General features: G+C 66.1%; 21 protein-coding genes and 1 tRNA gene. 12 read left to right on the top strand and 10 right to left on the bottom strand.

Annotated elements, in window-relative coordinates; genetic code table 11:
* Positions 1–29: 29 nt before the first annotated feature.
* Complete coding sequence (locus tag BSY18_RS14180; protein ID WP_083231466.1) at positions 30–338, bottom strand: RNA-binding S4 domain-containing protein; 309 nt, start codon at positions 336–338, stop codon at positions 30–32.
* Positions 331–2,892, bottom strand: a complete 2,562-nt coding sequence (locus BSY18_RS14185; protein WP_069050947.1) for a helicase-related protein — start codon at positions 2,890–2,892, stop codon at positions 331–333. The genes BSY18_RS14180 and BSY18_RS14185 overlap by 8 nt, the downstream gene beginning before the upstream one ends.
* 257 nt (positions 2,893–3,149) lie before the next feature.
* Between BSY18_RS14185 and BSY18_RS14190 the strand changes: the two genes are divergently transcribed.
* Positions 3,150–4,739 carry a M23 family metallopeptidase gene (locus BSY18_RS14190; RefSeq protein ID WP_083231467.1) on the top strand — a complete coding sequence of 530 codons (1,590 nt, stop codon included), beginning with the start codon at positions 3,150–3,152 and terminating at the stop codon, positions 4,737–4,739.
* A gap of 19 nt (positions 4,740–4,758) precedes the next feature.
* Here BSY18_RS14190 and BSY18_RS14195 read toward each other — a convergent pair whose 3' ends face one another.
* Complete coding sequence (locus tag BSY18_RS14195; RefSeq protein WP_054135818.1) at positions 4,759–5,196, bottom strand: Rrf2 family transcriptional regulator; 438 nt, start codon at positions 5,194–5,196, stop codon at positions 4,759–4,761.
* Between the two features lie 86 nt (positions 5,197–5,282).
* Here BSY18_RS14195 and BSY18_RS14200 point away from each other — a divergent pair, with 86 nt between their 5' ends.
* Positions 5,283–6,062: a class I SAM-dependent methyltransferase gene (locus BSY18_RS14200; protein ID WP_069050949.1), complete on the top strand. Its 780-nt coding sequence runs from the start codon at positions 5,283–5,285 to the stop codon at positions 6,060–6,062.
* Positions 6,063–6,071: 9 nt separating this feature from the next.
* Here the strand turns inward: BSY18_RS14200 and xth are convergent, their stop codons facing one another.
* The gene (gene xth, locus BSY18_RS14205; protein WP_069051924.1) at positions 6,072–6,845 is read right to left on the bottom strand and encodes an exodeoxyribonuclease III; all 774 of its coding nucleotides are present in this window, start codon (positions 6,843–6,845) and stop codon (positions 6,072–6,074) included.
* Between the two features lie 107 nt (positions 6,846–6,952).
* Between xth and BSY18_RS14210 the strand changes: the two genes are divergently transcribed.
* The gene (locus BSY18_RS14210) at positions 6,953–8,362 is read left to right on the top strand and encodes a DUF4139 domain-containing protein (RefSeq protein ID WP_083231468.1); all 1,410 of its coding nucleotides are present in this window, start codon (positions 6,953–6,955) and stop codon (positions 8,360–8,362) included.
* A gap of 255 nt (positions 8,363–8,617) precedes the next feature.
* Positions 8,618–10,156 carry a DUF4139 domain-containing protein gene (locus BSY18_RS14215; protein ID WP_150126295.1) on the top strand — a complete coding sequence of 513 codons (1,539 nt, stop codon included), beginning with the start codon at positions 8,618–8,620 and terminating at the stop codon, positions 10,154–10,156.
* 6 nt (positions 10,157–10,162) lie between these two features.
* Here BSY18_RS14215 and infC read toward each other — a convergent pair whose 3' ends face one another.
* Positions 10,163–10,675 carry a translation initiation factor IF-3 gene (gene infC / locus BSY18_RS14220; RefSeq protein ID WP_054135732.1) on the bottom strand — a complete coding sequence of 171 codons (513 nt, stop codon included), beginning with the start codon at positions 10,673–10,675 and terminating at the stop codon, positions 10,163–10,165.
* Positions 10,676–10,961: 286 nt separating this feature from the next.
* Here infC and BSY18_RS14225 point away from each other — a divergent pair, with 286 nt between their 5' ends.
* On the top strand, positions 10,962–11,282 hold the full coding sequence (locus BSY18_RS14225; RefSeq protein WP_069050951.1) for a GNAT family N-acetyltransferase: 321 nt from the start codon (positions 10,962–10,964) through the stop codon (positions 11,280–11,282).
* 35 nt (positions 11,283–11,317) lie between these two features.
* Here the strand turns inward: BSY18_RS14225 and BSY18_RS14230 are convergent.
* Positions 11,318–11,392: transfer RNA gene (locus BSY18_RS14230), tRNA-Thr, on the bottom strand.
* 140 nt (positions 11,393–11,532) lie between these two features.
* On the opposite strand from BSY18_RS14230, the gene BSY18_RS21285 reads away from it, so the two are divergent.
* The gene (locus BSY18_RS21285) at positions 11,533–11,688 is read left to right on the top strand and encodes a hypothetical protein (protein WP_171900241.1); all 156 of its coding nucleotides are present in this window, start codon (positions 11,533–11,535) and stop codon (positions 11,686–11,688) included.
* A gap of 9 nt (positions 11,689–11,697) precedes the next feature.
* Here BSY18_RS21285 and BSY18_RS14235 read toward each other — a convergent pair whose 3' ends face one another.
* On the bottom strand, positions 11,698–12,303 hold the full coding sequence (locus tag BSY18_RS14235; RefSeq protein ID WP_069050952.1) for a DUF6445 family protein: 606 nt from the start codon (positions 12,301–12,303) through the stop codon (positions 11,698–11,700).
* Positions 12,304–12,406: 103 nt separating this feature from the next.
* On the opposite strand from BSY18_RS14235, the gene BSY18_RS14240 reads away from it, so the two are divergent.
* The 6 genes from BSY18_RS14240 to BSY18_RS14265 all read left to right on the top strand — a co-directional run bounded on the left by BSY18_RS14240 (position 12,407) and on the right by BSY18_RS14265 (position 18,515).
* A complete protein-coding gene (locus BSY18_RS14240; protein WP_069050953.1) occupies positions 12,407–13,597 on the top strand; it encodes an FAD-dependent oxidoreductase in 1,191 nt (396 codons plus the stop codon).
* An 81-nt stretch (positions 13,598–13,678) separates the two neighbouring features.
* A complete protein-coding gene (gene aroQ / locus BSY18_RS14245) occupies positions 13,679–14,119 on the top strand; it encodes a type II 3-dehydroquinate dehydratase (RefSeq protein WP_069051926.1) in 441 nt (146 codons plus the stop codon).
* Positions 14,120–14,286: 167 nt separating this feature from the next.
* A complete protein-coding gene (accB, locus tag BSY18_RS14250; RefSeq protein WP_231684029.1) occupies positions 14,287–14,751 on the top strand; it encodes an acetyl-CoA carboxylase biotin carboxyl carrier protein in 465 nt (154 codons plus the stop codon).
* A 7-nt stretch (positions 14,752–14,758) separates the two neighbouring features.
* On the top strand, positions 14,759–16,126 hold the full coding sequence (gene accC / locus BSY18_RS14255) for an acetyl-CoA carboxylase biotin carboxylase subunit (protein WP_069050954.1): 1,368 nt from the start codon (positions 14,759–14,761) through the stop codon (positions 16,124–16,126).
* 35 nt (positions 16,127–16,161) lie between these two features.
* Positions 16,162–18,102, top strand: coding sequence for a S9 family peptidase (locus tag BSY18_RS14260; protein WP_236823373.1), 1,941 nt, complete (start codon positions 16,162–16,164; stop codon positions 18,100–18,102).
* A gap of 107 nt (positions 18,103–18,209) precedes the next feature.
* Entirely contained in the window at positions 18,210–18,515 is a 306-nt protein-coding gene (locus BSY18_RS14265; protein ID WP_069050955.1) for a hypothetical protein, read from the top strand.
* Between the two features lie 3 nt (positions 18,516–18,518).
* On the opposite strand, the gene BSY18_RS14270 is transcribed toward BSY18_RS14265, so the two are convergent.
* From BSY18_RS14270 to BSY18_RS14280, 3 genes are all read right to left on the bottom strand, one after another.
* Positions 18,519–18,899, bottom strand: coding sequence for a hypothetical protein (locus BSY18_RS14270; protein ID WP_150126296.1), 381 nt, complete (start codon positions 18,897–18,899; stop codon positions 18,519–18,521).
* Positions 18,900–18,970: 71 nt separating this feature from the next.
* On the bottom strand, positions 18,971–20,161 hold the full coding sequence (locus BSY18_RS14275; RefSeq protein WP_069050957.1) for a dipeptidase: 1,191 nt from the start codon (positions 20,159–20,161) through the stop codon (positions 18,971–18,973).
* 8 nt (positions 20,162–20,169) lie between these two features.
* A complete protein-coding gene (locus tag BSY18_RS14280; protein ID WP_054135741.1) occupies positions 20,170–20,835 on the bottom strand; it encodes an MOSC domain-containing protein in 666 nt (221 codons plus the stop codon).
* Between the last annotated feature and the right edge of the window lie 55 nt (positions 20,836–20,890).

The raw sequence follows: 20,890 nt of genomic DNA on the forward strand, positions 1-20,890 counted from the left end.
GCGCTGCCTCGGGAGGACAAAGCCTAGCTTTATCCCGTGGCGCGCCGGTCCTCGGGCTCGCGATAGCAGGCGATCGCCTCTTCGGCAGGGCCACGACGCCAGGGCAGATGGTCGATCTGCAGCACGAGCACGCGCGAACCCTGGGGGACGGTAAGGATGTCGCCGCAGCGCACCGCGTGATGCGCCTTGACCACCCGGGTGCCATTGGACCGGATCACGCCCTGTTCGGCGAGCGACTTGCCCTGGGACCGGCTGCGCACCAGCCGCAGATACCACAACAGCACATCCATCCGCATATGCCCGCCCGCACCCGAGCCCGATCCACCCGTTTCAGCCAATCGCCACCTTCCATTGTGCCAGTGCCGCAAAATGTCCGTCAGGCCTGGGCGGGGGCGCCGCCTGGACCGCCTTTTTCCGCCCAAGCCCGCGCCAGCGCCACAGCGCCGCAGCATCATCCCCGTTCGCCGCCGCGCCATCGCGGCGAAAGCCTGCCGCGCGCATCAGCCGCTCGGTGTTGGCGGCGGTCAGCCCCATCGAGATCGCCAGCGCAGGATCGATGACAAAGCTCGCCGCCTGGCCGCGCCGGTCGTGCGCGGCGCGGATCAGCTTTTCGGCCATGTCGACGCGCAGCGCCTGATCGCCCACCAGCCGATAGGCCGGGTGACCACCTGCCGGCAGCGAGCCTGCCGGGACCACCGTGCGCAGCGCGGCGACCTGCGCGTCTGCCGGCGGCGGCAGCGGGTCGCCCGCCTGCACCGCGCGCACCAGGCCAAGCTGCCGCTGGCAATCGGGCCGGATCATCGCGGCGCAGAACACGTCGAGGCTGCCCAGCCGCACCCCCAGCCGCTGCAGCACCTGCCGCGCGGCAGGATCCAGCGCGCTGATCAGCCCATCGGCCTGCACTCGCGGCATCGCGCCGCCTGCATCGATCAGCTGCACCAGCAGCGCGCGCAGCGGCCCGGAGCAGCGCTTGTCCTCTGCTGCGCGGGCCAGCGCGCGCACCGGCGCCAGCGGCGTTCCCAGTTGCGCCTCGAGCCAGGCCGCGACGTGTGCCAGCAGCGCCTCGTGATCGGCACGCGGCAGCGCCTCGAGCGCACGGTCGGGCTGGAACTTCGGCTGGGCGAGCGAGGCACCGCGCACGATCTGCCCGATCCGCTGCCCGCGCCACAGCAATGCGGGGCGCGCCTTGTCATCGGCTGCGATGACCAGGCTGCCGGGCGCATCGCCGATCAACTCGCGCGCGCGCCTGCCCAGCAGCCCGGGCAGATGCCGGTCGGCCGCGGCGAGCAGCAGCTTGCGGTCCGCCAGCCGCGCCTGTGCGTCGACGACAAAGGCAAAGCCGTTCAACTTGCCGATCGGCTCGCCATCGACACAGATCGCATCGCCCTCTTCCAGCGTCACCGGCAGCAGCGAGGCATCGCCGCCAAGGCCGCGCAGCAGCACGGCGGTGCGCCGGTCGACGAACCTTTGCGCCAGCGCCTTGTGCAGCGCATCGGACAGGCGCTCCTCTACCGCACGGGTGCGGCCTGCCATTTCCGCCGGATCGGCAAGCCAGTCGCGGCGCTGCGCGACATAGGCCCAGGTGCGGATCGCCGCGATGCGCGCGCCCAATTTCTCGACATCGCCCTGCACCTGATCGAGATCGGCGATACGCCGGGCGATGAAGTCCGCCGGGATATGCCCTTTTCCCTGCCCCAGATGCTGCCAGAGCTGGGCGACGAAACTGGCGTGATGCTCCGCCCCGCGATGCTGGAAATCGGGCAGGCTGCACACCGACCAGAAGCGCCGCACCGCGGCTGTCCCGCGCACGCTGGCGCCGACATTGGGATCATCGGCCAGCCGCCGCAGCACCGCAAGATCGATCGCCTCGGGCGCGGGTTTGAGCACCGGGCTGGAGGGCAAGCGTTCCAGATCGGCGATCAGGTGCCCCAGGCTGTCAAAGCGCGGCGCAGAATCACGCCAGAACAAAGATTTGAGCGGCGGGAACTGGTGCTGCTCGATCCGCTCGATCTCTTCGTCGCTGAACTGCGCATCGGCGCGGCCCGCGACCGATCCGAAGGTGCCGTCGCGCTGATGCCGCCCGGCGCGCCCGGCGATCTGCGCCATTTCGGGCAGAGTCAGCCGCCGCCGCCGCGCGCCGTCATATTTGTACAACGAGGCGAACGCGACATGCTCGACATCCATGTTGAGCCCCATGCCGATCGCATCAGTGGCGACGAGATAATCGACCTCGCCGGCCTGATACATCGCCACCTGCGCGTTGCGCGTCGCGGGGCTCAAGGCGCCCATCACCACTGCCGCCCCGCCGCGAAAACGGCGCAGCATCTCGGCGACGGCATAGACCTCTTCGGCGGAGAACGCGACGATCGCGCTGCGCGGCGGCAGCCGCGAGAGCTTCTTGATCCCGGCATAACTCAAGGTCGAAAAGCGCGGACGGGTAATGATCTCGGCATCGGGCACCAGCGTGCGCACCATGGGAGCCAGCGCTTCGGATCCCAGGATCATCGTCTCGTCGCGGCCACGCGCGTTGAGGATACGGTCGGTGAAGACGTGCCCGCGCTCGGGATGTGCGCCAAGCTGTGCCTCGTCGATCGCGACGAAGGCGAAATCGCGCCCGTCCTGCAGCGGCATGCTTTCGGCGGTGGAGAGGAACCAGCGCGCGCCCGGCGGGACGATGCGCTCTTCCCCGGTGACCAATGCGACCTCCTTGGGCCCCTTGATCGCGACCACCCGGTCATAGACCTCGCGCGCCAGCAGGCGGAGCGGAAAGCCGATCAGGCCGCTGGAGTGCGCGCTCATCCGCTCGATGGCAAGATGGGTCTTGCCGGTATTGGTCGGTCCCAGCACGGCAGTCACGGAGCCCTGCGCAGATCGGGACGAAAATCGGGTCATGGGAGCAGCCTCCACGCCTTACATCATGGCCGCCTCGCCAAGTTGCAAGCCCCATTCGGCAAGCCGTGCAATCGTCTGTGGACAGGTTCCGCCATTGGCCCGGCTTAATGCACCGCTCGTCCCGGCGAACGGGTTTTGTCGCGCGGGTTAATTTGACTTTAACCGGCATTCTCCACAAGATTTGCGGGCGAGGAAAAATCGCCATCGTGCCCGCCTGAAAGGTGCAGCACGGGAGGAATGGCGAAAAAGGGTCGGACTTGTTTCAGCAACGCGAACAGCTTTTGGGGGCAGGGGCCGCCACCGCCAGACTGTCGATGGCCGATGCGCTTCCGGCGCCGGCCATGGGCGTGCCCGGGCTTGGCCTCTGCTCGATCCGTGAGCGCTGGTCGCGGCTTGCAACCTTCATCCACGAGACCAACTGGACCCCGGATCTGGGCCAGAACATCGGCAGCCTTGAATGGTTTCGCGGACTGGCAACGCTCTGCCTGCTGTGCACCGGCGCCTATGCGGTGTGGCCGGGCATCCATCCGCTGGGCGCGGCGGCGATGGCCCCGGCCCCTGTTGCGCTGGAAGAATTGCGCAGCCAGATGATCATGCCGATGGCATTCGGCAGCGATACCGGACGCGCGATGGCGGCAACCGATGCGGTGGTCGCTTTGCGCCAGGCACCCGAGCGCCCGACGATCGAACTTGCCGCCGTCATCGGCCGCGGCGACAGCTTCATGCGCGTGATGCAGCGCGCAGGTGTGGGCAGCGGCGATGCGCAATCGGTCGCCAATCTCGTCTCCTCGGTGGTTCCGCTCGAAGACATTCGCGACGGCACCCGCATCGACATCACCTTGGGCCGCCGTTTTGCACGCAACCAGCCGCGCCCGGTCGAGACCATCGCATTCCGCGCGCGCTTCGACATGAACGTCGAGATCGTGCGGGCAGGATCCGAGCTCGATCTGGTGCGCAAGCCCATTCTGGTCGACGCCACCCCCTTGCGCATTCGCGGCACGGTGGGCTCAAGCCTCTATCGTTCGGCGCGCGCGGCAGGCGCGCCTCCGGGCGCGATCCAGGCCTATCTGCGCACGCTGGGCACCCAGCTTTCGATCGGCAACGATATCCGCGCGACCGACGAGTTCGACATCATCGTCGATTACAAGCGTGCCGCGACCGGCGAGGTCGAGATGGGCGACCTGCTCTATGCGGGTCTCGAACGCAGCGGCAAGCCGCGCGCGCAGATGCTGCGCTGGAAGGCCGGCAACGGCATGCAGTGGTTCGAGGCTTCGGGCGTGGGCGAGGAACGCGGCGAATTCGCCCGTCCCGTCAACGGCGCGATCACATCGGGCTATGGCTATCGCCGCCACCCGATCCTGGGTTTCCGCCGGATGCACAGCGGCATCGATTTTCGCGCCCGCAGCGGCACGCCGATCTATGCCACCGCCGACGGCGTGGTGAACTATGCCGGACGCAAGGGCGGGTACGGCAACTTCGTGCGCATCGCCCATGGCGGCAACATCGCCAGCGGCTATGGCCATATGAGCCGGATCGCGGTGAGCAGCGGCACCCGCGTGCGCCGCGGCCAGGTGATCGGCTATGTCGGATCGACCGGCCTTTCGACCGGCCCGCACCTGCACTACGAACTCTATCGCGGCGGCCGCGCGGTCGATCCCGGATCGGTCCGCTTCACCACCCGCGCGCAGCTTTCGGGCAGCGAACTGGCGAACTTCCGCGCGAGGCTGAAGCAATTGCAGGCCGTGGCACCTGGCGCCGCGCTGCAATCGCTGGCCCCGCCGCCCACCGCCCAGACCGCCGAGCCCAAGCGCGAGATCGAACGGATCGCAGGCACGACGATCGCGTAAATCTCGTTCCGGCTAGCTGCTAGCGCGGAACAAGATCGCCGCAACGCGCGTCGAACGTCCGGGCAAGCTCGGCCAGGCTGATGGAGCTGAGCCGCGCGATCAGCAGCTGTTCTGCCTCCTGCAGCGCACTGTCCAGCGCCTCGTTGACGACGCTCGCGACCTGACAGCCGGGATTGGCGTTCTCGACCCCGATGGCGAACAGCCGAGGTCCGCCGACCGCGCGGTGGACGTCCAGCAGCGTCACCGCGTTCAGATCAGTGGCGATCGCCCAGCCGCCGCCATGTCCCTTTTCCGATCTGACATAGCCCGCTTCGCGCAGGCCCGACATCGTGCGCCGGATCAGCACCGGGTTGGTATCGAGCATCCGCGCGATCGTCTCCGACGTCATCGGACCATCGTGCCGCGCCAGATGGATCAGCACATGCAACATCCGGGAGAGGCGACCGTCATTCCGCATGAAAACCACCTTGGTCGCTCGCAACGACTTGGCAAGCACCGAATTTCACGATACCTATCAGGTTACATGATTCGGAGATATCAGCAATGCAGGCCTTCAACAGGATCGATCACTGGGACAGCGCGGCGGAACGCTATGAACGCACGGCGCATCCCTATACCGCCAGCTATGTCGAGGCCGGGTTGGCGCAGGTGCCGCTGACCCCGAGGTCGCGCGTTCTGGATGTCGCGGCCGGCACCGGCGCGCTGGCGTTCGCCGCCGCAAGAAGCGGTGCCCAGGTGCTCGCCACCGACTTTTCCCCCGGCATGGTCGCCCGGATTGCGGCCAGGGCGGTGCCAAACGTCGAGGCGCAGGTGATGGATGGCCAGGCACTCGATCTGCCCGACGCCAGTTTCGACGCGGTCTTCTCGTTCTTCGGCGTGTTCATGTTCCCGGACTGGCGCAAGGGATTGGCCGAGATGGCGCGGGTCACCCGGCCCGGCGGATACGGCGTCGTGGCGGTCTGGCAGGACCGTGGCGCCGGTGCCTTCCTGCTGCTCGGCCAGCTTATCCGGCGCCTGTTTCCCGAAACACCGCTGGCTCCGATGCCCGAGTCGATGACGATCCTCAACACCGCCGAAGGGTTTGCCGCCGAACTGATCGGCGCAGGCTATCGCGATCCGCGGATCGAGTTTGTGACCCGCGATTTCGGTCTCGACATGACGGCGATGGATGAACTCGATGCCGCGTTCGACCCATCGCCCGACTGGGCGAATCTGGATCGAGCGCAAAAGGACATGATCATCTCGGAACTGCGCCGCATGGCAGGCGACCGGGCGGTGCTTCCAATACCCTCGACCGCGCTGATCGGCGTGGCGCGGCGGTGAGGGGCAGGGTCAGGCCTTCAGTTCCACCCAGGTCGGCGCGTGGTCGCTGGCCTTTTCGCGACCGCGATGGTCCTTGTCGACGCCGATCGCGCTCAGCCGGTCGGCTGCCTGGGGGCTGAGCAACAGGTGGTCGATGCGGAAGCCATGGTCGCGCTGCCAGGCGCCGGCCTGGTAGTCCCAATAGGTCCACACCCCGCCGGCCGGGCGCAGGGTGCCGATCGGGTCGGTCCAGCCATCGGCGAGAATGCGGCGATAGGCGGCGCGGCTTTCGGGCTGCATCAGCGCATCGGATGCCATCGCGCGCACCGAATAGGTGTCGTTGTCGCGCGGGATGACGTTGTAGTCGCCCGCCAGCACCGCGGGCACCTCTTCGGCTATGATCTGGGCTGCGCGTTTGCGCAGGCGATCCATCCAGCGCAATTTGTAATCGAACTTCGGCCCCGGCTGCGGGTTGCCGTTGGGAAGATAGATGCATGCGACGCGCAGGCCGTGGACATCGGCCTCCAGATAGCGCGAATGCTCGTCCTCGGGTTCGCCCTCCAGCCCGCGCTGCACCTCGACCGGCTGCGCGTCGCGCGCCAGGATCGCAACGCCGTTGAAGCCCTTCTGCCCGTGCCAGATCGCGCCATAGCCGAGCTTCTCGAACTCGGCCGCAGGGAAGCCTTCGTCCTGCGTCTTGATCTCCTGCAGGCAGGCGACGGCAGGCCGGGTCTCGTCCAGCCACTCGAGCAGACGCGGCAGGCGTGCCTTGATTCCGTTGATGTTGTAAGAGGCGATACGCAGCATGACCGCCTTCTTATCGGCGCGGCAGGCGCTTGCCCAGCGATTTAGCCCCTGTTCATTTTGCCCCGCCTAAGCCACCATGAACAGACAAGTCTGGGGAGGTCCATATGCGCCGTTCGTCACGTTTCTGGATGGGGCTCGGCGCTGCCAGCCTGTTCGCGCTCGCTCCGGCGCTGGCCCAGGACGCCGCCGATCCCGACGCCCCCAGCGCGCAGGGCAACGTTTCGGTCACCGTGTACAACGGCGGCACCTCGCTGGTGCAGGATATTCGCAAGCTCAACATCGCCAGCGGCACCAGCCGGATCGAATTCCCCGATGTCTCCGCGCAGATCCAGCCCGAGACGGTGAGCTTTGCCGCCGACGGCGCGACCATCGTCGAGCAGAATTTCGACTATGACCTGCTCACCCCCGGCAAATTGATGGAAAAGGCGGTGGGCGAGACAATCACCCTGGTGCGCACCAACCCGGCGACCGGCGCGGAGACGCGCGAGCGCGCCAAGGTGCTCTCGGTCAACCAGGGCGTGGTCGTCCAGATCGGCACCCGAATAGAGGTGCTGCGCGACGACGGGCTGCCGGTGCGGGCGATCTTCGACAAGGTGCCCGAAAATCTGCGCGCGCGCCCGACGCTCTCGATCACGCTCGACAGCCAGCGCGCCGGGGTACGCGATGCAGCGATCCGCTATCTCACCGGCGGCATGGGCTGGTCGGCGGACTATGTCGCCTTGTTCGACGAGGCCAAGGGCAGCATCGACGTGCAGGGCTGGGTGACGCTGTCGAACAGTTCGGGCACCACCTATCGCAATGCCGACACGCTGCTGGTCGCAGGCAACCCGCAGGGCGCATCGGGCTTCGGCGGAGGGCGTGGCAGAAATATCCGCAGCGCCGGCACCGAAACCGCAGACCGCGAGCGGCTGGGTGATTTCTATCTCTACCCCGTCGGGCGCACGACGATTGCCGACCGGCAGACCAAGCAGATCAACTTCCTCGATGTTCAAGGCGTGCCTGCGTCACGCGCGTATGAATATCGCGTCGGCTGGCTCGCCAGCATCAGCGAACCGCGCAGCGCGGATACCGTGGTCAAGTTCAGCTCGAGCAAATCGGGTGGCCTTGGCGATGCCCTGCCCGCAGGCTCGGTGCGCTTCTACCAGCGCGACCAGCGCGGATCGCCGCAGTTCATCGGCGAGAACGCGATCGACCACACCCCGATGGGCAGCGCGCTGGCGCTCAAGACCGGCGAGGCGTTCGACGTCAAGGTCAAGACCACGGTGATCGAGCGCAAGCGGCTCTCCGCTACCCGCTGGCAGACCAGCATGCGCTATGAACTGACCAACGCGCGCGATGGGGCCGTCACCGTCGACCTGATGCAATCGGGGCTCGATTTCGGCTGGACCGATACGCGGATCGTCACCGAAAGCGCCAAGAGCGAGCGGCGCAGCAGCAATGCGGTGGTGTGGGCGGTGCCGGTCCCCGCGAACGGCAGCGCGGAGGTCACCGCGACCTTTGAAACGCGGTATTGAGAGTGGCTAGCGAGTAGTATCATGCGCTCCCCTCATCCGTTTGTCCCGAGCCCTTCGGCGCCGCCTGTCGGCTTCGCTCAGGATAAACTTGAGCCTTTGGCTGAAGTCGAGGGACGCGCACGCTACCGGTTGCGCAAGGTCCCTCGACTTCCCGGCAAAGCCGGGAAGTTTATCCCGAGCGGCTGGCTTGCCAGCCAGCCGAGGGGCTCGGGAACACGGAATGTTGTGCTTGCGGTCTTGATGGCGTTGATGGGCATGGCCCTCTCCCCCGCCCAAGCCCAAACCCGCCCCGAGATCATCTCGCCCAGGCCCGATTCGGTCGCGATTACCATCTACCGCGACCCTGCGCGCGGCGATGGCGGGGGGATGAACCTCGATTTCCTCAACGGCTTCGCGGTTGTGACCGAGACCCGGCGGATCACCGTCCCCGCAGGCCCTGCGACCATCCGCTTTGCCGGTGTCGCCGAGGGCATGGTCGCGGTGTCCTCGGTGGTCCGCGGGCTGCCCGGCGGGATCATCGAGCAGAACCGTGACAAGAAATTGCTCTCCCCCGGAGCGCTGGTCGATGGCACTTTGGGCAACCGCGTGACGCTGCGCCGCACCGATCCTGCGACCGGCGCAGTGAGCGAGCGCGATGCGGTGATTCGCAGCGGATCTTCGGGTGGCTTGGTGGTCGAGACCGAAAGCGGCATCGAGGCGCTGCAATGCTCGGGGCTGCCGGAAAAGGTGATCTATGAAAACCTGCCCGGCGGGCTGTTCGCAACGCCGGTGCTGTCGGTCGACACCGTTTCGCCTCAAGCGGCAACGGTCGAGGTGACGCTGACATACCTTGCCGCCGGGTTCGACTGGAACGCCGATTATGTCGTCAAATTGGCCGACGACGGCACGTCGCTCGACCTGTTCTCCTGGCTGACGCTGGCCAACGGCAATGCCGAGAGCTTTGCCGATTCCGAGCTGCTGGTGATCGCGGGCACGCTCAACATCCGCCAGCCGATGCAAGCGATCGCCGACAAGCCGCAGGCAACGCCGTTGTACATCCGCTGCTGGCCGCGCGGCAGCACAGCTGCGGGCGTCTTTGACATCCCGCCGCCACCACCGCCCCCGCCACCGATGATGATGGCCCCCTCCGCAATGCGCACCGGTGCGGTGCGCGCCGAGGCGATGGAGGAGGTGATCGTGACCGGATCGCGCGTCACGGTGGCCGAGCTCGAAGCGCTGGGCGACTTGAAGCTCTACCGCGTGCCCTTCCGCTCGACCGTGGCGGCCAAGGGGCAAAAACAGGTCAAGCTGCTCGCCAAACAGAATGTGCCTGCACGGATGGTCTATCGCGGCAATGCGAATGGTTCTGACGAAACGCCCGAGCCGCTGGAGATCGAGGTCCGCATGGACAACAAGACTGCGACGGGCCTCGGCCTGCCGCTGCCATCGGGGCGTATTTCGGTGTTCGATGGCGCATCGGACAACGGCCTGCTGATCGGCCAGGGCCGGATGCGCGATTATGCGGTGGGACAGGAGGTGAAGTTCACCATCGGGACGAGTAGCGCGGTGCGGCTGGCGACCACGACACTGGCGGGATCAGGCCCAGAGGGAAGCGAAAACCGCAAGCTGGTGCTGACCAACGCCAACCCCGAGCCTGTGACCGCCGAGATCGATCTGGCAGAGATCGCCGAGGCCGATCTGCGCAAGGCTACGGCCAAGGTGGTGCGCAAGGACGGCAAGCACGTCTGGCAGGTGACCGTGCCTGCCAACGACAGTGCCACGATCAGCTACCAGCTGCGCTTTGTCGACGGTTGAGCGCGGTTACTTGGGTGCCAGCACCATCAGCATCTGGCGGCCTTCCATGCGCGGATAGGCTTCGACCTTGGCGACTTCCTTGACGTCTTCCTGCACCCGCTGGAGCAGTGCCATGCCGAGCTGCTGGTGCGAAAGTTCGCGGCCACGGAACCGCAGCGTCATCTTGACCTTGTCGCCCTCGTCGATGAACGAGTGAACCTTCTTCATCTTGACCATATAGTCATGGTCATCGATGTTCGGACGCATCTTGATCTCCTTGATCTCCTGCGTCTTCTGGTTCTTGCGCGCGGCATTGGCCTTTTTCTGGGCCTCGTACTTGTACTTGCCCACGTCCAGGAACTTGGCGACCGGCGGCTCTGCGTTCGGGGACACCTCGACGAGGTCGAGCCCCACGGCTGCTGCGCGCTCTATCGCATCATCGGTACGCAATACGCCCAGATTTTCGCCATTTTCATCGATCACCCGAACCTGGGGCGACTGGATAAACTGATTGAAGCGCGGGCCGGATTTAAGGGGCATGGCAAGGCCGCGACGGGGGGCTGGCGGACGTATAGCGAAATCTCCTGATGGTTTCTTGAGCGCGCCATATAAGCCAACTTGCCCGATAGATAAAGGCCCTCCTGCGCTGTTTGTGCCCCCCAGGCCGCATGAATCCGTGCCACAGTTGCAACCATGCCACGATCGGGCGCACATTTGGTGCTCGATGGCGTCGGCTGCGGCAGGCTGCGACTCGCAGCCATGCTTGCCGCGCGCGGCCCCCTTCCCCATATCGATGACCTGATCGGGGGGCGAAACGGAGACTGGAATGACACAGACACACACCGATGCCGCGACCGCCATCACCCATGAAACCACCGTATCGGGCGGACGCTTTGTCTATCGCGCCGATGGTGCCGAGGCAGAACTCACATATGCCAACACCGGTGCCAGCGCGGGCGCGACGCGGGTTATCGCCGACCACACCTTCGTACCCGATGCGATGCGCGGCCAGGGTGTTGCCGCACGGCTGGTCGACGCGCTGATCGCCAAGGCCCGCAGCGGCCATTGGACGATATTGCCGCGCTGCAGCTATGTCGTCACGGCGTTCCGGCGCCACCCCGAATGGAGCGACGTGCTGGCGGACTGAGCGCTGATGGGGGCGAAAAGCCGTCGCCTGCGAAATGGTGCTGCTGGGGAGGATTGAACTCCCGACCTCAGCCTTACCAAGGATGCGCTCTACCACTGAGCTACAGCAGCACACCATTTCGCGGACGGCTGCGAGGCGGAACAGATGCCTGCCCGCTCGCAAGGCCTGCGCCTATGCGCAGACGCCAAAGCTTTGTCAACCCTCGCAAGCCTTGCCAAATCGCAGACTGTCGCGTTAAGCCGACAAGGCCATGTCCGACACCCCGATCGAGCCCAAACCCCAGTCCAAAGCCCAGCCGCTTCCGCGCGCCGACGAAGCGCGCAAGGCGCGGCTGGCGGCGAATCTGCGCGCGAACCTGAAACGCCGCAAGGCGCAGGCGCGTGCGATGGATGGCTCCGAGGACTGATCCGGCGCGTCAGCCGCGCGCGAAAAACTGCAGGTGCACCAGCCGCCCGGTCTCTTGCGCCGTGCCGAATCCATCCGCCGAATTGTGGAAAAGCCACGGGCTGAACAGAAGCAGCCGGTTGAAGCGCATCGGCACCCGCATCACCCGCTCCCAGCGCGCGGGCAGCAGCGTATCGCGGTTGACGACATCCTCGACCAGCGCATTGATGTCCGCATAGCCGCTCTGCGCCAGCCCCAGCGGATCGGCGGGCACCTTTTCGAGGCCCGTGCGCTTGTGGCGAAAGAAATCTGTGCCGCCGCGCGCATCCTCGTTGCGGCTGAGATAGAGGATGCCGGAATAGAAGCACGGGTCGATGTGCACGCCGCTGACCCCGCGATCGCCCTTGAGCGTCAGTCGGCAATGGCCGTGGGTGGTGCCGGGCTGGGGCTTGAGCGGCACGCCGATGATTCGCGACACCGCCTCTTCCAGCCCCGCTATCGGCAAGGGCGCGCCCGACAGCGTTCCGGGATAGTTGCCGATCCGCGTCGCCGGATCATAGTCCAGCGCCAGCGCCGCGGCGCGCGCGGCGAACGGATCGGCCAGGAAATCGTCAACGATCAGGAGCGAAGGCAGCATGAGGGGGTGCATAGCCGTTCAGGCGCCATCCCGGAAGGGAGCATGGTTGCGCACGCCGTAAGCTGCGTTACACAGCGATCATGCGAGCCACGAACAGCCCTTCATGCGCATACTGATCATCGGCGCGGGTATATCCGGGCTTGCCGCCGCGCTGGCGCTGGCGCGCAAGGGGCACGAGGTCCGCGTGGCCGAGCGCGCCGATGGGCTGCACGAGGTCGGCGCAGGCCTGCAGCTGGGCCCCAACGCGATGCGCGCGCTCGGCGAGCTTGGGGTCGCAGAGGCTGTGGCGGTGGCAGGTCAGGCTCCGCAGGCGATCACGCTGCGCGATGGCCGCAGCGCGCGCGATATTCTCAAGATTCCGCTGGGCGATGCCGCGCTGCGCCGCTGGGGCGCGCGCTATGTGGCGGTGCACCGTGCCGATCTGGTCGCGATCCTGCATGCCGCTCTCGAGGCACTACAGCCCGGCGCGCTGGTCACCGGCTGCGCGATCGAGCGGATCGATGCCGATCGCGCCGAGGCGATGAGCGCAGACGGGCAGACGCTTCGCGCCGATCTGATCATCGGTGCAGACGGCATCCGCTCGCAGGTGCGCGCGCAGCTGTTCGGCGCCGATGCCGCGCGCTTTACCGGCCATGTCGCCTGGCGCGCGCTGGTGGAGGTGGCGAAGGACGATCCGGCTGCGCCCCCTGCGGGGGTGGGCGCCTGGCTGGGCCCGCGCCGCCATGCGGTCACCTATCGGGTGCGTCCGGGTCTGGTCAATTTCGTCGGGGTGATCGAACAGGCCGACTGGCGCGAGGAAGGCTGGAACCTGCCCGGCGACCCCGACCGGCTGCGTGCCGCGTTTGCCGGGTGGGGCGCGATCACCCGGCTGCTCGCGCGGGTGGATCAACCGCTGCGCTGGGGCCTGCACGACCGCAAGCCGATGCGCGCCTGGCACCGCGGCCGCGCGGTGCTGATCGGCGATGCCTGCCACCCGATGCTGCCGTTCCTGGCGCAGGGCGCGGCGATGGGGATCGAGGATGCTGTGACGCTGGCCGAACTGCTGCCGATGGCAAACGATGCGTCAGTGCTTGAGACGGCGCTTGGCCGCTTCTTTGCAGTGCGCCAGCCACGCACCGCCCGGGTGCAGGCAGGCGCGCACGCCAACGGCGTGGATTTTCACGAAGGCAATCCGCTGGCGACGCTTGCGATGCGGCTGCCACTGGGCCGCGCAGCCTCCGCCCGGCCCGATGCGGTGATGGCGCGCTGGGACTGGCTGTATGGCGGCGGGCCGGTGCCCCCGCTGCGCGGCTGAATGCCCCCACCTTGCCTAGCGAGTCGCTTTCCCGCATAAGCGCGGCGCACCCAGGCGATGGGGCGGCACAACGGAAGCAGCATGGCCGATCAACCGATGATATTCGTCCTCAACGGACCCAATCTCAACCTGCTCGGCCTGCGCGAGCCCGAAATCTATGGCTCCGATACGCTCGACGATATCGCCGACCGGCTGGACGACCGCGCACAGGCACTGGGCCTTTCGATCGACATGCGGCAGTCGAACCATGAGGGCCATCTGATCGACTGGCTGCACGAGGCGCAGGCGAGCGGGGCCAAAGCGGTGCTGCTCAACGCGGGCGCGTTCACGCACACGTCGGTCGCGCTGTATGACGCGATCCGATCGATCACCACGCCGGTGATCGAGGTGCACCTGTCCAACCCGCATGCGCGCGAGGAATTCCGCCATCTGTCATGGGTTGGCCGGGCGGCGAAGGGCACGATCTGTGGGTTTGGCGCAGCGTCTTATCTATTGGCGCTGGAGGCCGCCGCGCTGCTATGACCAGTTAACGGTTGTCATTGCCGCCTCTGCGCGGGCATAGCTCAACCCAGGATATTCCAGCGCGGTCGCCGCAAACAAGGCACCCGCGAACAAGAACCATAAGGGCGCAGGAACAGACAATGGCATCACCAAGCAGCAAAAGCGGCAATGCAAAACAGGGAGGCGGCATGAACATTGACAGCAAACTGGTACGCGAACTGGCAGAATTGCTGGGCGAAACCGGGCTGAGCGAAATCGAGGTCGAAGATGGCGATCGCAAGATCCGCGTTGCGCGCATGATCAGCGCCGCACCGGTGGCCAGCGTGGCCGTGGCCGCCGCACCCGCCGCTGTCCCCGCGCCCGCCGCCGCCCCGGCAGCCGCCGCTGCTGCGCCCGAAGCGCCCGCCGCACCGTCGATGGCCAATGCGGTCAAGTCGCCGATGGTCGGCACCACCTATCTTGCACCCGAGCCGGGTGCAGCGCCCTTCATCAGCATCGGCGCCGCAGTGAAGATCGGCGATCCGCTGCTGATCATCGAGGCGATGAAGGTCATGAACCCGATCACCGCCGAACGCGCGGGCAAGGTCACCGCGATCCTGGTGGAAGACGGGCAGCCGGTCGAGTTCGACCAGCCGCTGGTCGTCATCGAGTAACCAGCCCATGGCCATCAAGAAAATCCTGATCGCCAATCGCGGCGAAATCGCGCTGCGCATCCACCGCGCCGCGCACGAGATGGGTATCAAGACGGTGGCGGTGCACTCCACCGCCGATGCCGACGCGATGCACGTGCGGCTGGCGGACGAGGCGGTGTGCATCGGCCCGCCGCCCGCTGGGCAGAGCTATCTCAACATCGCCAACATCATTTCTGCCGCCGAGATCAGCCAGGCCGATGCGATCCATCCGGGCTATGGCTTTCTGTCGGAAAACGCCAAGTTCGCCGAGATCGTCGAGGCGCACAAGATCATCTGGATCGGCCCCAAGCCCGAGCATATCCGCACGATGGGTGACAAGGTCGAGGCCAAGCGCACCGCAGGTGCCCTCGGCATGCCTCTGGTCCCCGGATCCGACGGCGCGATCAAGGACATCCACGAGGCCAAGATCATCGCCGCGTCGATCGGCTATCCGGTGCTGATCAAGGCGGCATCGGGCGGCGGCGGACGCGGCATGAAGGTCGTCCCGTCCGAGGATCAGCTCGAGACGCTGATGCAGCAGGCGGGCAGCGAGGCCAAGTCGGCGTTCGGCGACGACACCGTCTATATGGAAAAATACCTCGGCAACCCGCGCCACATCGAGTTCCAGGTGTTCGGCGACGGCAAGGGCAACGCGATCCATCTGGGTGAGCGCGACTGTTCGCTGCAGCGCCGCCACCAGAAGGTTCTCGAGGAAGCCCCTTCGCCCGTCATCACCGCAGAAGAGCGCGAGCGTATGGGCGGCGTGGTGTGCCAGGCGATGGCCGACATGGGCTATCGCGGCGCAGGCACCATCGAGTTCCTTTGGGAGAACGGCGAGTTCTACTTCATCGAGATGAACACCCGGCTGCAGGTCGAGCATCCGGTGACAGAGGCGATAACCGGGGTCGATCTGGTGCGCGAGCAGATCCGCATCGCCGAAGGCCATCCGCTTTCGGTCAAGCAGGACGAGATCGAGTTTCGCGGCCATGCGATCGAATGCCGGATCAACGCCGAGGATCCGCGCACCTTCGCGCCCTCGCCCGGCCTGGTCAGCTATTACCACCCCCCCGGCGGCATGCATGTCCGCGTCGACAGCGGGCTGTACGCCGGATACCGGATCCCGCCTTATTACGACAGCATGATCGCCAAGGTCATCGTCTATGGCCGCACCCGCCAGGGCTGCATCATGCGCCTCAAGCGCGCGCTCGAGGAGTTCGTGGTGCAGGGCGTCAAGACGACGATCCCGCTGCATCAGGAGCTGCTCAAGCAGGATGATTTCCTGTCGGGCGACTATACCATCAAATGGCTGGAAAACTGGCTGGCCGAGCTGGACGCACAGGAAGCGGAACAGGCATAAACGCCCCTGACAGGGTGCCATGAGGAGAGACGGTGATGATGCGTTGGTCTGCAATGCTGTTGCTCGGAGTCACCGTCCCTCTGGCCGCGCAGGTGGCAACCCCCGACCGGCCGGTGACCGATCCGGCCAGCATCGCCTCGCCCGCCAATCCGCAGGCGCGGCCGGTGCCGATCGACGATATCGGCGCAACGCGTGGGCTTGCGGGCGTGACGTGGAGCGCGGACGGCAAGCAGATCTTCGTCTCGACCAACATCACCGGCAGGTTCAACATCTGGCGCACCGATGCCGCGGGCAGCTGGCCGGTGCAGATCACGCAATCGGACGAGGTGCAGTCCGGCCTCGTCGCCTCGCGCGATGGCCAATGGGTGTATTTCGAGGAGGATGTGGGCGGCAATGAATATGCCGATATCTACCGCGTGCCGACCGGCGGCGGCGCGGTCGAGCGGCTGACCCAGACCCCCGACATCGCCGAAAGCGACATGCTGACCAGCGCGCAGACCGACTGGATCGCGCTTTCGACCAAGCTTAAGTCCGAAGGCCAGTCCAACCTTGCGGTTATGGGCCCCGATGGCAAGGTGCGCAACCTGACGGCAGAGAAGGACCCGCAGTTCAACTGGGGCCCGGTCGCGTTCGTCGACAACGGCAAGGCAATCATCGCCAACCGCGCGCGGGTCGACAGCCGCGAGGGCGAGGTTTGGAAGGTCAGCATCGCCGATGGCAAAGCGGTCAAGCTGCTGGGCGCCAAGGACGTGCGCTACGAGGCTGCCGATGCCACCGCCGATGGCAGCCTGCTTGCCATCTCGACCAACGAGAAGACGGGGCAGGACCATGCCGGGGTCTACAGGGTCGCAGACAAGAGCTGGACCTGGCTCAAGCCCACGCCCTGGGAGCAGCTTGCTGGCGGCTTCATCGAGGACGGCAAGGCGCTGGTGGCGCGGACCAATGCTGATACGCGCTCGACGCTGACCCGCTTCGATCTGGCGAGCCGCACCGAGACGCCGTTGCCGCTCGACCCGGGCGTCAACAACCTCACCGGCGCGCAGCCGCTGTCGCCCGACGGCCGGATGCTGCTGACCACGCGTTCGGGCGCGGATTCGCCATCCAACCTGTATGTCGTCGATCTGGCCGCCAACACCGCGCGCCCCGCGACACAGCTCGCGATGGCCAGCCTGACGCCCGCGGTGCTGCCCAAATCGAGCGTCGTGACCTACAAGAGCTTTGACGGCACGCTGGTGAGCGCGGTGGTGACGATGCCGTTCAACCTCAAGCGCGACGGCTCCAACCCGGCCATCGTCATCCCGCATGGCGGCCCGACATCGGCGACGCAGGACGGCTTCAGCCAGTATGCCGCTGCCTTTGCCAGCCGCGGATATGTGGTGATCGCACCCAATTTCCGCGGATCGACCGGCTATGGCGATGCCTTCCAGAACGCCAACTACAAGGATCTGGGCGGCGGCGACCTCAAGGACACGGTCGCGGCCAAGCAGTTCCTCGTCAGCACCGGCTATGTCGACAAGGCCAAGGTCGGCATCTTCGGCGGGTCGTATGGCGGCTTCATGACGCTGATGGCGATCGGTCGCACCCCCGACGAGTTCGCAGCGGCGGTGCAGTGGTTCGGCATCATCAACTGGAACACGATGTACCGCGATCAGGACGAGCGACTCAAGGCCTATCAACGCGGTCTGCTCGGCACGCCTGACGAGAACCCCGATGTCTACAAGGCGTCCTCGCCGCTGACCTATCTCAATGCCGCGAAGGCACCTTTGCTCACCATCCAGGGCGAAAACGACATCCGCGTGCCGCGCGGCCAGGCGCAGGAGGTCAACGATCTGCTCAAGGCCAAGGGCAACATCGTCGAGACCGTGTTCTACCCGCAGGAAGGCCATGGCTTCGACCGGCGCGAGAACCGACTGGATTCGTTGCGGCGGACGGTCGCCTGGTTCGATACCCATCTGAAGGGCAAGCCGGCGAAATAAGCGCGGTGCTTCCGGATTTCGAGCGATTGCCCGGTATCGGGGCAGGGAAATGCTGCGCTGCACAAAAATCGATTGAAACCGGACGTGGCTTTGATCATATTGTGGGCATGGATATCAACAAGACCGTGCTTGAGGCGATCGCCCTGCGCAAATGTCTGGAAGCGACCTACAACCGCACCCGCATCCGGCTTGCGCCGCACATTCTCTATACGCGCCACGACCAGCTGTACCTGGATGGCGTGACGCTGGAGCGCGACGGCAAGCCCCCGCGCGAGATCAAGGTCGGCGCGTTCAAGCTCGACGGCCTGAACGATCTCGCGCTGACCGATCGTCTGTTCGATCCCCAGCCGGTGTTCAACCCTCGCGAAGATCGCTACCAGGGCAACACGCTGTTCGCGGTCGAGATGGCCTGAGGCCTACTGCCTCTCGACGCTCAGCGAGGCGTCGTCGATCGTCAGGCTGAGCCGGCGCGGATCGCGCGCGGTGTCGATCAGGAAGACATATGGCCCGCTCTCGGCGAGGATCGCATCCATCGCCTTTTCGAGCGGGATCTGCACCTTGGGGATACGCTTGCAGTCGCACGATACCTCGACGACATTCTTTCCCGTCCGCACCACGGTGATCGTCACCCCCGATTTCGATGAGCCGCGCGCATCCGAGATGATGTCGCCTTCATAGGTGCCCGCGACCATATCGGCGAGATCAGGCTTGCGCTCGGGCGTTGCCGCGATGGCCGCCGACGCGGGCAGCAATGCCGCCAGCAATAGGGTCAGAACCCGGATCCAATATGCACGCATCGCCATGCCCTCCCTCGAACAGCGTTCACCAGCCATAGCCGCGATTGCGGCCCGCCGATTGGACAATCGCGTCACCTCTTCGACGCGACGCGTTCCACCTCGGTCATCACCCGCAGCACATTGCCGCTCCAGATCTTCTCGACCTCGGCGGGCGTCAACCCGCGCGCGAGCAGCGCCTGAGTAATCCGGGGAATTTCGCTGATCTGGTTGAGCCCGATCACCCCGCCACCGCCATCCCAGTCCGCACCGATCCCGACATGATCGACACCGACCAGGTCGATGCAATGGAAGATCGCCTGCATGTAGCGGTTGAAATCGGTGTTCGATCGCGGCTCGGCAGCGTTCGCTGCGGCCCATCGCGCCATCAGCGCAGCGCGTGCCTCGGGCGCCAGGTCAGCTGCGGCTGCCATCTGCGGGAGCAGCGCCTCGACCATCGGACGCGGCTTGTCGGGCGAAAGGAACAGGCTGTTGATCTGGATCACCCCGCCCTTCGCCGCGAGCGCCTTCAGCCGGGCATCGTCGAGATTGCGCGGATGATCATGCAGCGCCTTCGGGCCCGAATGCGACAGGATGATCGGCGCCTTTGAAAGCTCGAGCATCTGATCGAAGCTGCTGTCGGCCGCGTGGCTGGCATCGATGATGATGCCCAGCCGGTTGGCCTCGCGCACCCACGCTTTGCCAAGATCGCTCAGCCCGCCGTGCAGCGCCTCGCCATTGGTCGAATCGGCAAGCTGGTTGGTGCCGTTATGCACCGGCCCTGCCATGCGCAGGCCGAGCTGATGGAAGGCCTCCAGATTGGCAAGATCGGTGCCCAGCGGATAGCTGTTTTCCATCGAGATATAGACGATGCGCTTTCCGGTCGCGGCGATACGGCTGGCATCGGCGGCGGTGGTGGCGATGGCGAAGCTCTGCGGATTGGCGGCGACGAAATCGTGGATCTGGTGCAGACGTTTGAGCGCATGCGCCAGCGCGCGGGCATAGCCCTCCGCGTCATTGGGCCCCTGGTCGGTATAGATCACCCAGAAGCCGCCATCGAGCCCGCCCTCGATCATCCGCGGCAGATCGACCTGGGTGCTGTCGTGCAGCACATCGTGCCGGTCGGTGATCCGCCAGCCGGGCCGGTCCAGATTGGCGGGGCTGTCGAGATGGGTATCGAGCGTCAGCACGCTGTCGTGCACGCGCGCCGCATCGGATGCGTCCTGCGCGGCAAGCGGCCCGGCCAGACAGGCCAGCGCCAGAAACGGGAGGGTTCGCAGCGTCATGGTCCCTTTCAATCCGCCAGCGCCGCGGCACGCTTGCGCCAGTCTGCCGCCAGCTGCGGCAGATCGGCGAGCGCGCGCACCGCTTCGGGCTCTGCCTTGTACTGCCCGCCGACGAGCAGCTTGAACACCCGGTCGACGGTCCACGCAGACGGGCCCTGCTCGACCAGCCGCATGACGTCGCCCGACTGCACCCGCCCGGGCTCAAGCACGCGATAATAGAAGCCGCAGCGCGCGGTGCGCACGATCTCTGCCATCACCGATTGTTTGCCCGACACGCCAAAGCGGTGATCGAGCTTCCAGCAGGGCTGGCGTCCCTTGGTCAGCTCGACCAGCGCCTCTCCCAGCCGAAACCTGTCGCCGATACGCATATCGGTTTCGACCAGCCCGCGGGTCGAGATATTCTCGCCAAAGGCGCCGGGCTTCTGCAGCAATTTGTGCGAATCCAGCCGCTGCTGCCAGAAGCTGTAGTGATCGAAGGGATAATGGTGGATCGCCATGTCCGGACCGCCATGGTGGACGGTGTCGGCGACCGCATCTCCGACAAATCCAAGCTCGCCCAGCATTACGGGGCCGGTGACTGGTTGACGCGCGATGGCGCTCATCGTGCCGTCTTCACGAAAGGGGCGGGGCGTGCCGGTGAGCAGCGCCAGGATGCGGACCGCGTGCGAACTCATGCAGCAACCAAGCTAACCCCGTGCGCGGGGGGACGCAACGCAATTCAACCCCCGA

Source organism: Blastomonas sp. RAC04 (assembly GCF_001713435.1).
Classification (GTDB): domain Bacteria; phylum Pseudomonadota; class Alphaproteobacteria; order Sphingomonadales; family Sphingomonadaceae; genus Blastomonas; species Blastomonas fulva.

Coding starts and splice junctions, on each gene's coding strand:
- BSY18_RS14185 (WP_069050947.1), bottom strand. CDS start 2,892: ATGACCCGATTTTCGTCCCGATCTGCGCAGGGCTCCGTGACTGCCGTG.
- BSY18_RS14195 (WP_054135818.1), bottom strand. CDS start 5,196: ATGCGGAATGACGGTCGCCTCTCCCGGATGTTGCATGTGCTGATCCAT.
- BSY18_RS14200 (WP_069050949.1), top strand. CDS start 5,283: ATGCAGGCCTTCAACAGGATCGATCACTGGGACAGCGCGGCGGAACGC.
- BSY18_RS14210 (WP_083231468.1), top strand. CDS start 6,953: ATGCGCCGTTCGTCACGTTTCTGGATGGGGCTCGGCGCTGCCAGCCTG.
- BSY18_RS14215 (WP_150126295.1), top strand. CDS start 8,618: ATGGCCCTCTCCCCCGCCCAAGCCCAAACCCGCCCCGAGATCATCTCG.
- infC (WP_054135732.1), bottom strand. CDS start 10,675: ATGCCCCTTAAATCCGGCCCGCGCTTCAATCAGTTTATCCAGTCGCCC.
- BSY18_RS14225 (WP_069050951.1), top strand. CDS start 10,962: ATGACACAGACACACACCGATGCCGCGACCGCCATCACCCATGAAACC.
- BSY18_RS21285 (WP_171900241.1), top strand. CDS start 11,533: ATGTCCGACACCCCGATCGAGCCCAAACCCCAGTCCAAAGCCCAGCCG.
- BSY18_RS14235 (WP_069050952.1), bottom strand. CDS start 12,303: ATGCTGCCTTCGCTCCTGATCGTTGACGATTTCCTGGCCGATCCGTTC.
- BSY18_RS14240 (WP_069050953.1), top strand. CDS start 12,407: ATGCGCATACTGATCATCGGCGCGGGTATATCCGGGCTTGCCGCCGCG.
- aroQ (WP_069051926.1), top strand. CDS start 13,679: ATGGCCGATCAACCGATGATATTCGTCCTCAACGGACCCAATCTCAAC.
- accB (WP_231684029.1), top strand. CDS start 14,287: ATGAACATTGACAGCAAACTGGTACGCGAACTGGCAGAATTGCTGGGC.
- accC (WP_069050954.1), top strand. CDS start 14,759: ATGGCCATCAAGAAAATCCTGATCGCCAATCGCGGCGAAATCGCGCTG.
- BSY18_RS14260 (WP_236823373.1), top strand. CDS start 16,162: ATGATGCGTTGGTCTGCAATGCTGTTGCTCGGAGTCACCGTCCCTCTG.
- BSY18_RS14265 (WP_069050955.1), top strand. CDS start 18,210: ATGGATATCAACAAGACCGTGCTTGAGGCGATCGCCCTGCGCAAATGT.
- BSY18_RS14270 (WP_150126296.1), bottom strand. CDS start 18,899: ATGCGTGCATATTGGATCCGGGTTCTGACCCTATTGCTGGCGGCATTG.
- BSY18_RS14275 (WP_069050957.1), bottom strand. CDS start 20,161: ATGACGCTGCGAACCCTCCCGTTTCTGGCGCTGGCCTGTCTGGCCGGG.
- BSY18_RS14280 (WP_054135741.1), bottom strand. CDS start 20,835: ATGAGTTCGCACGCGGTCCGCATCCTGGCGCTGCTCACCGGCACGCCC.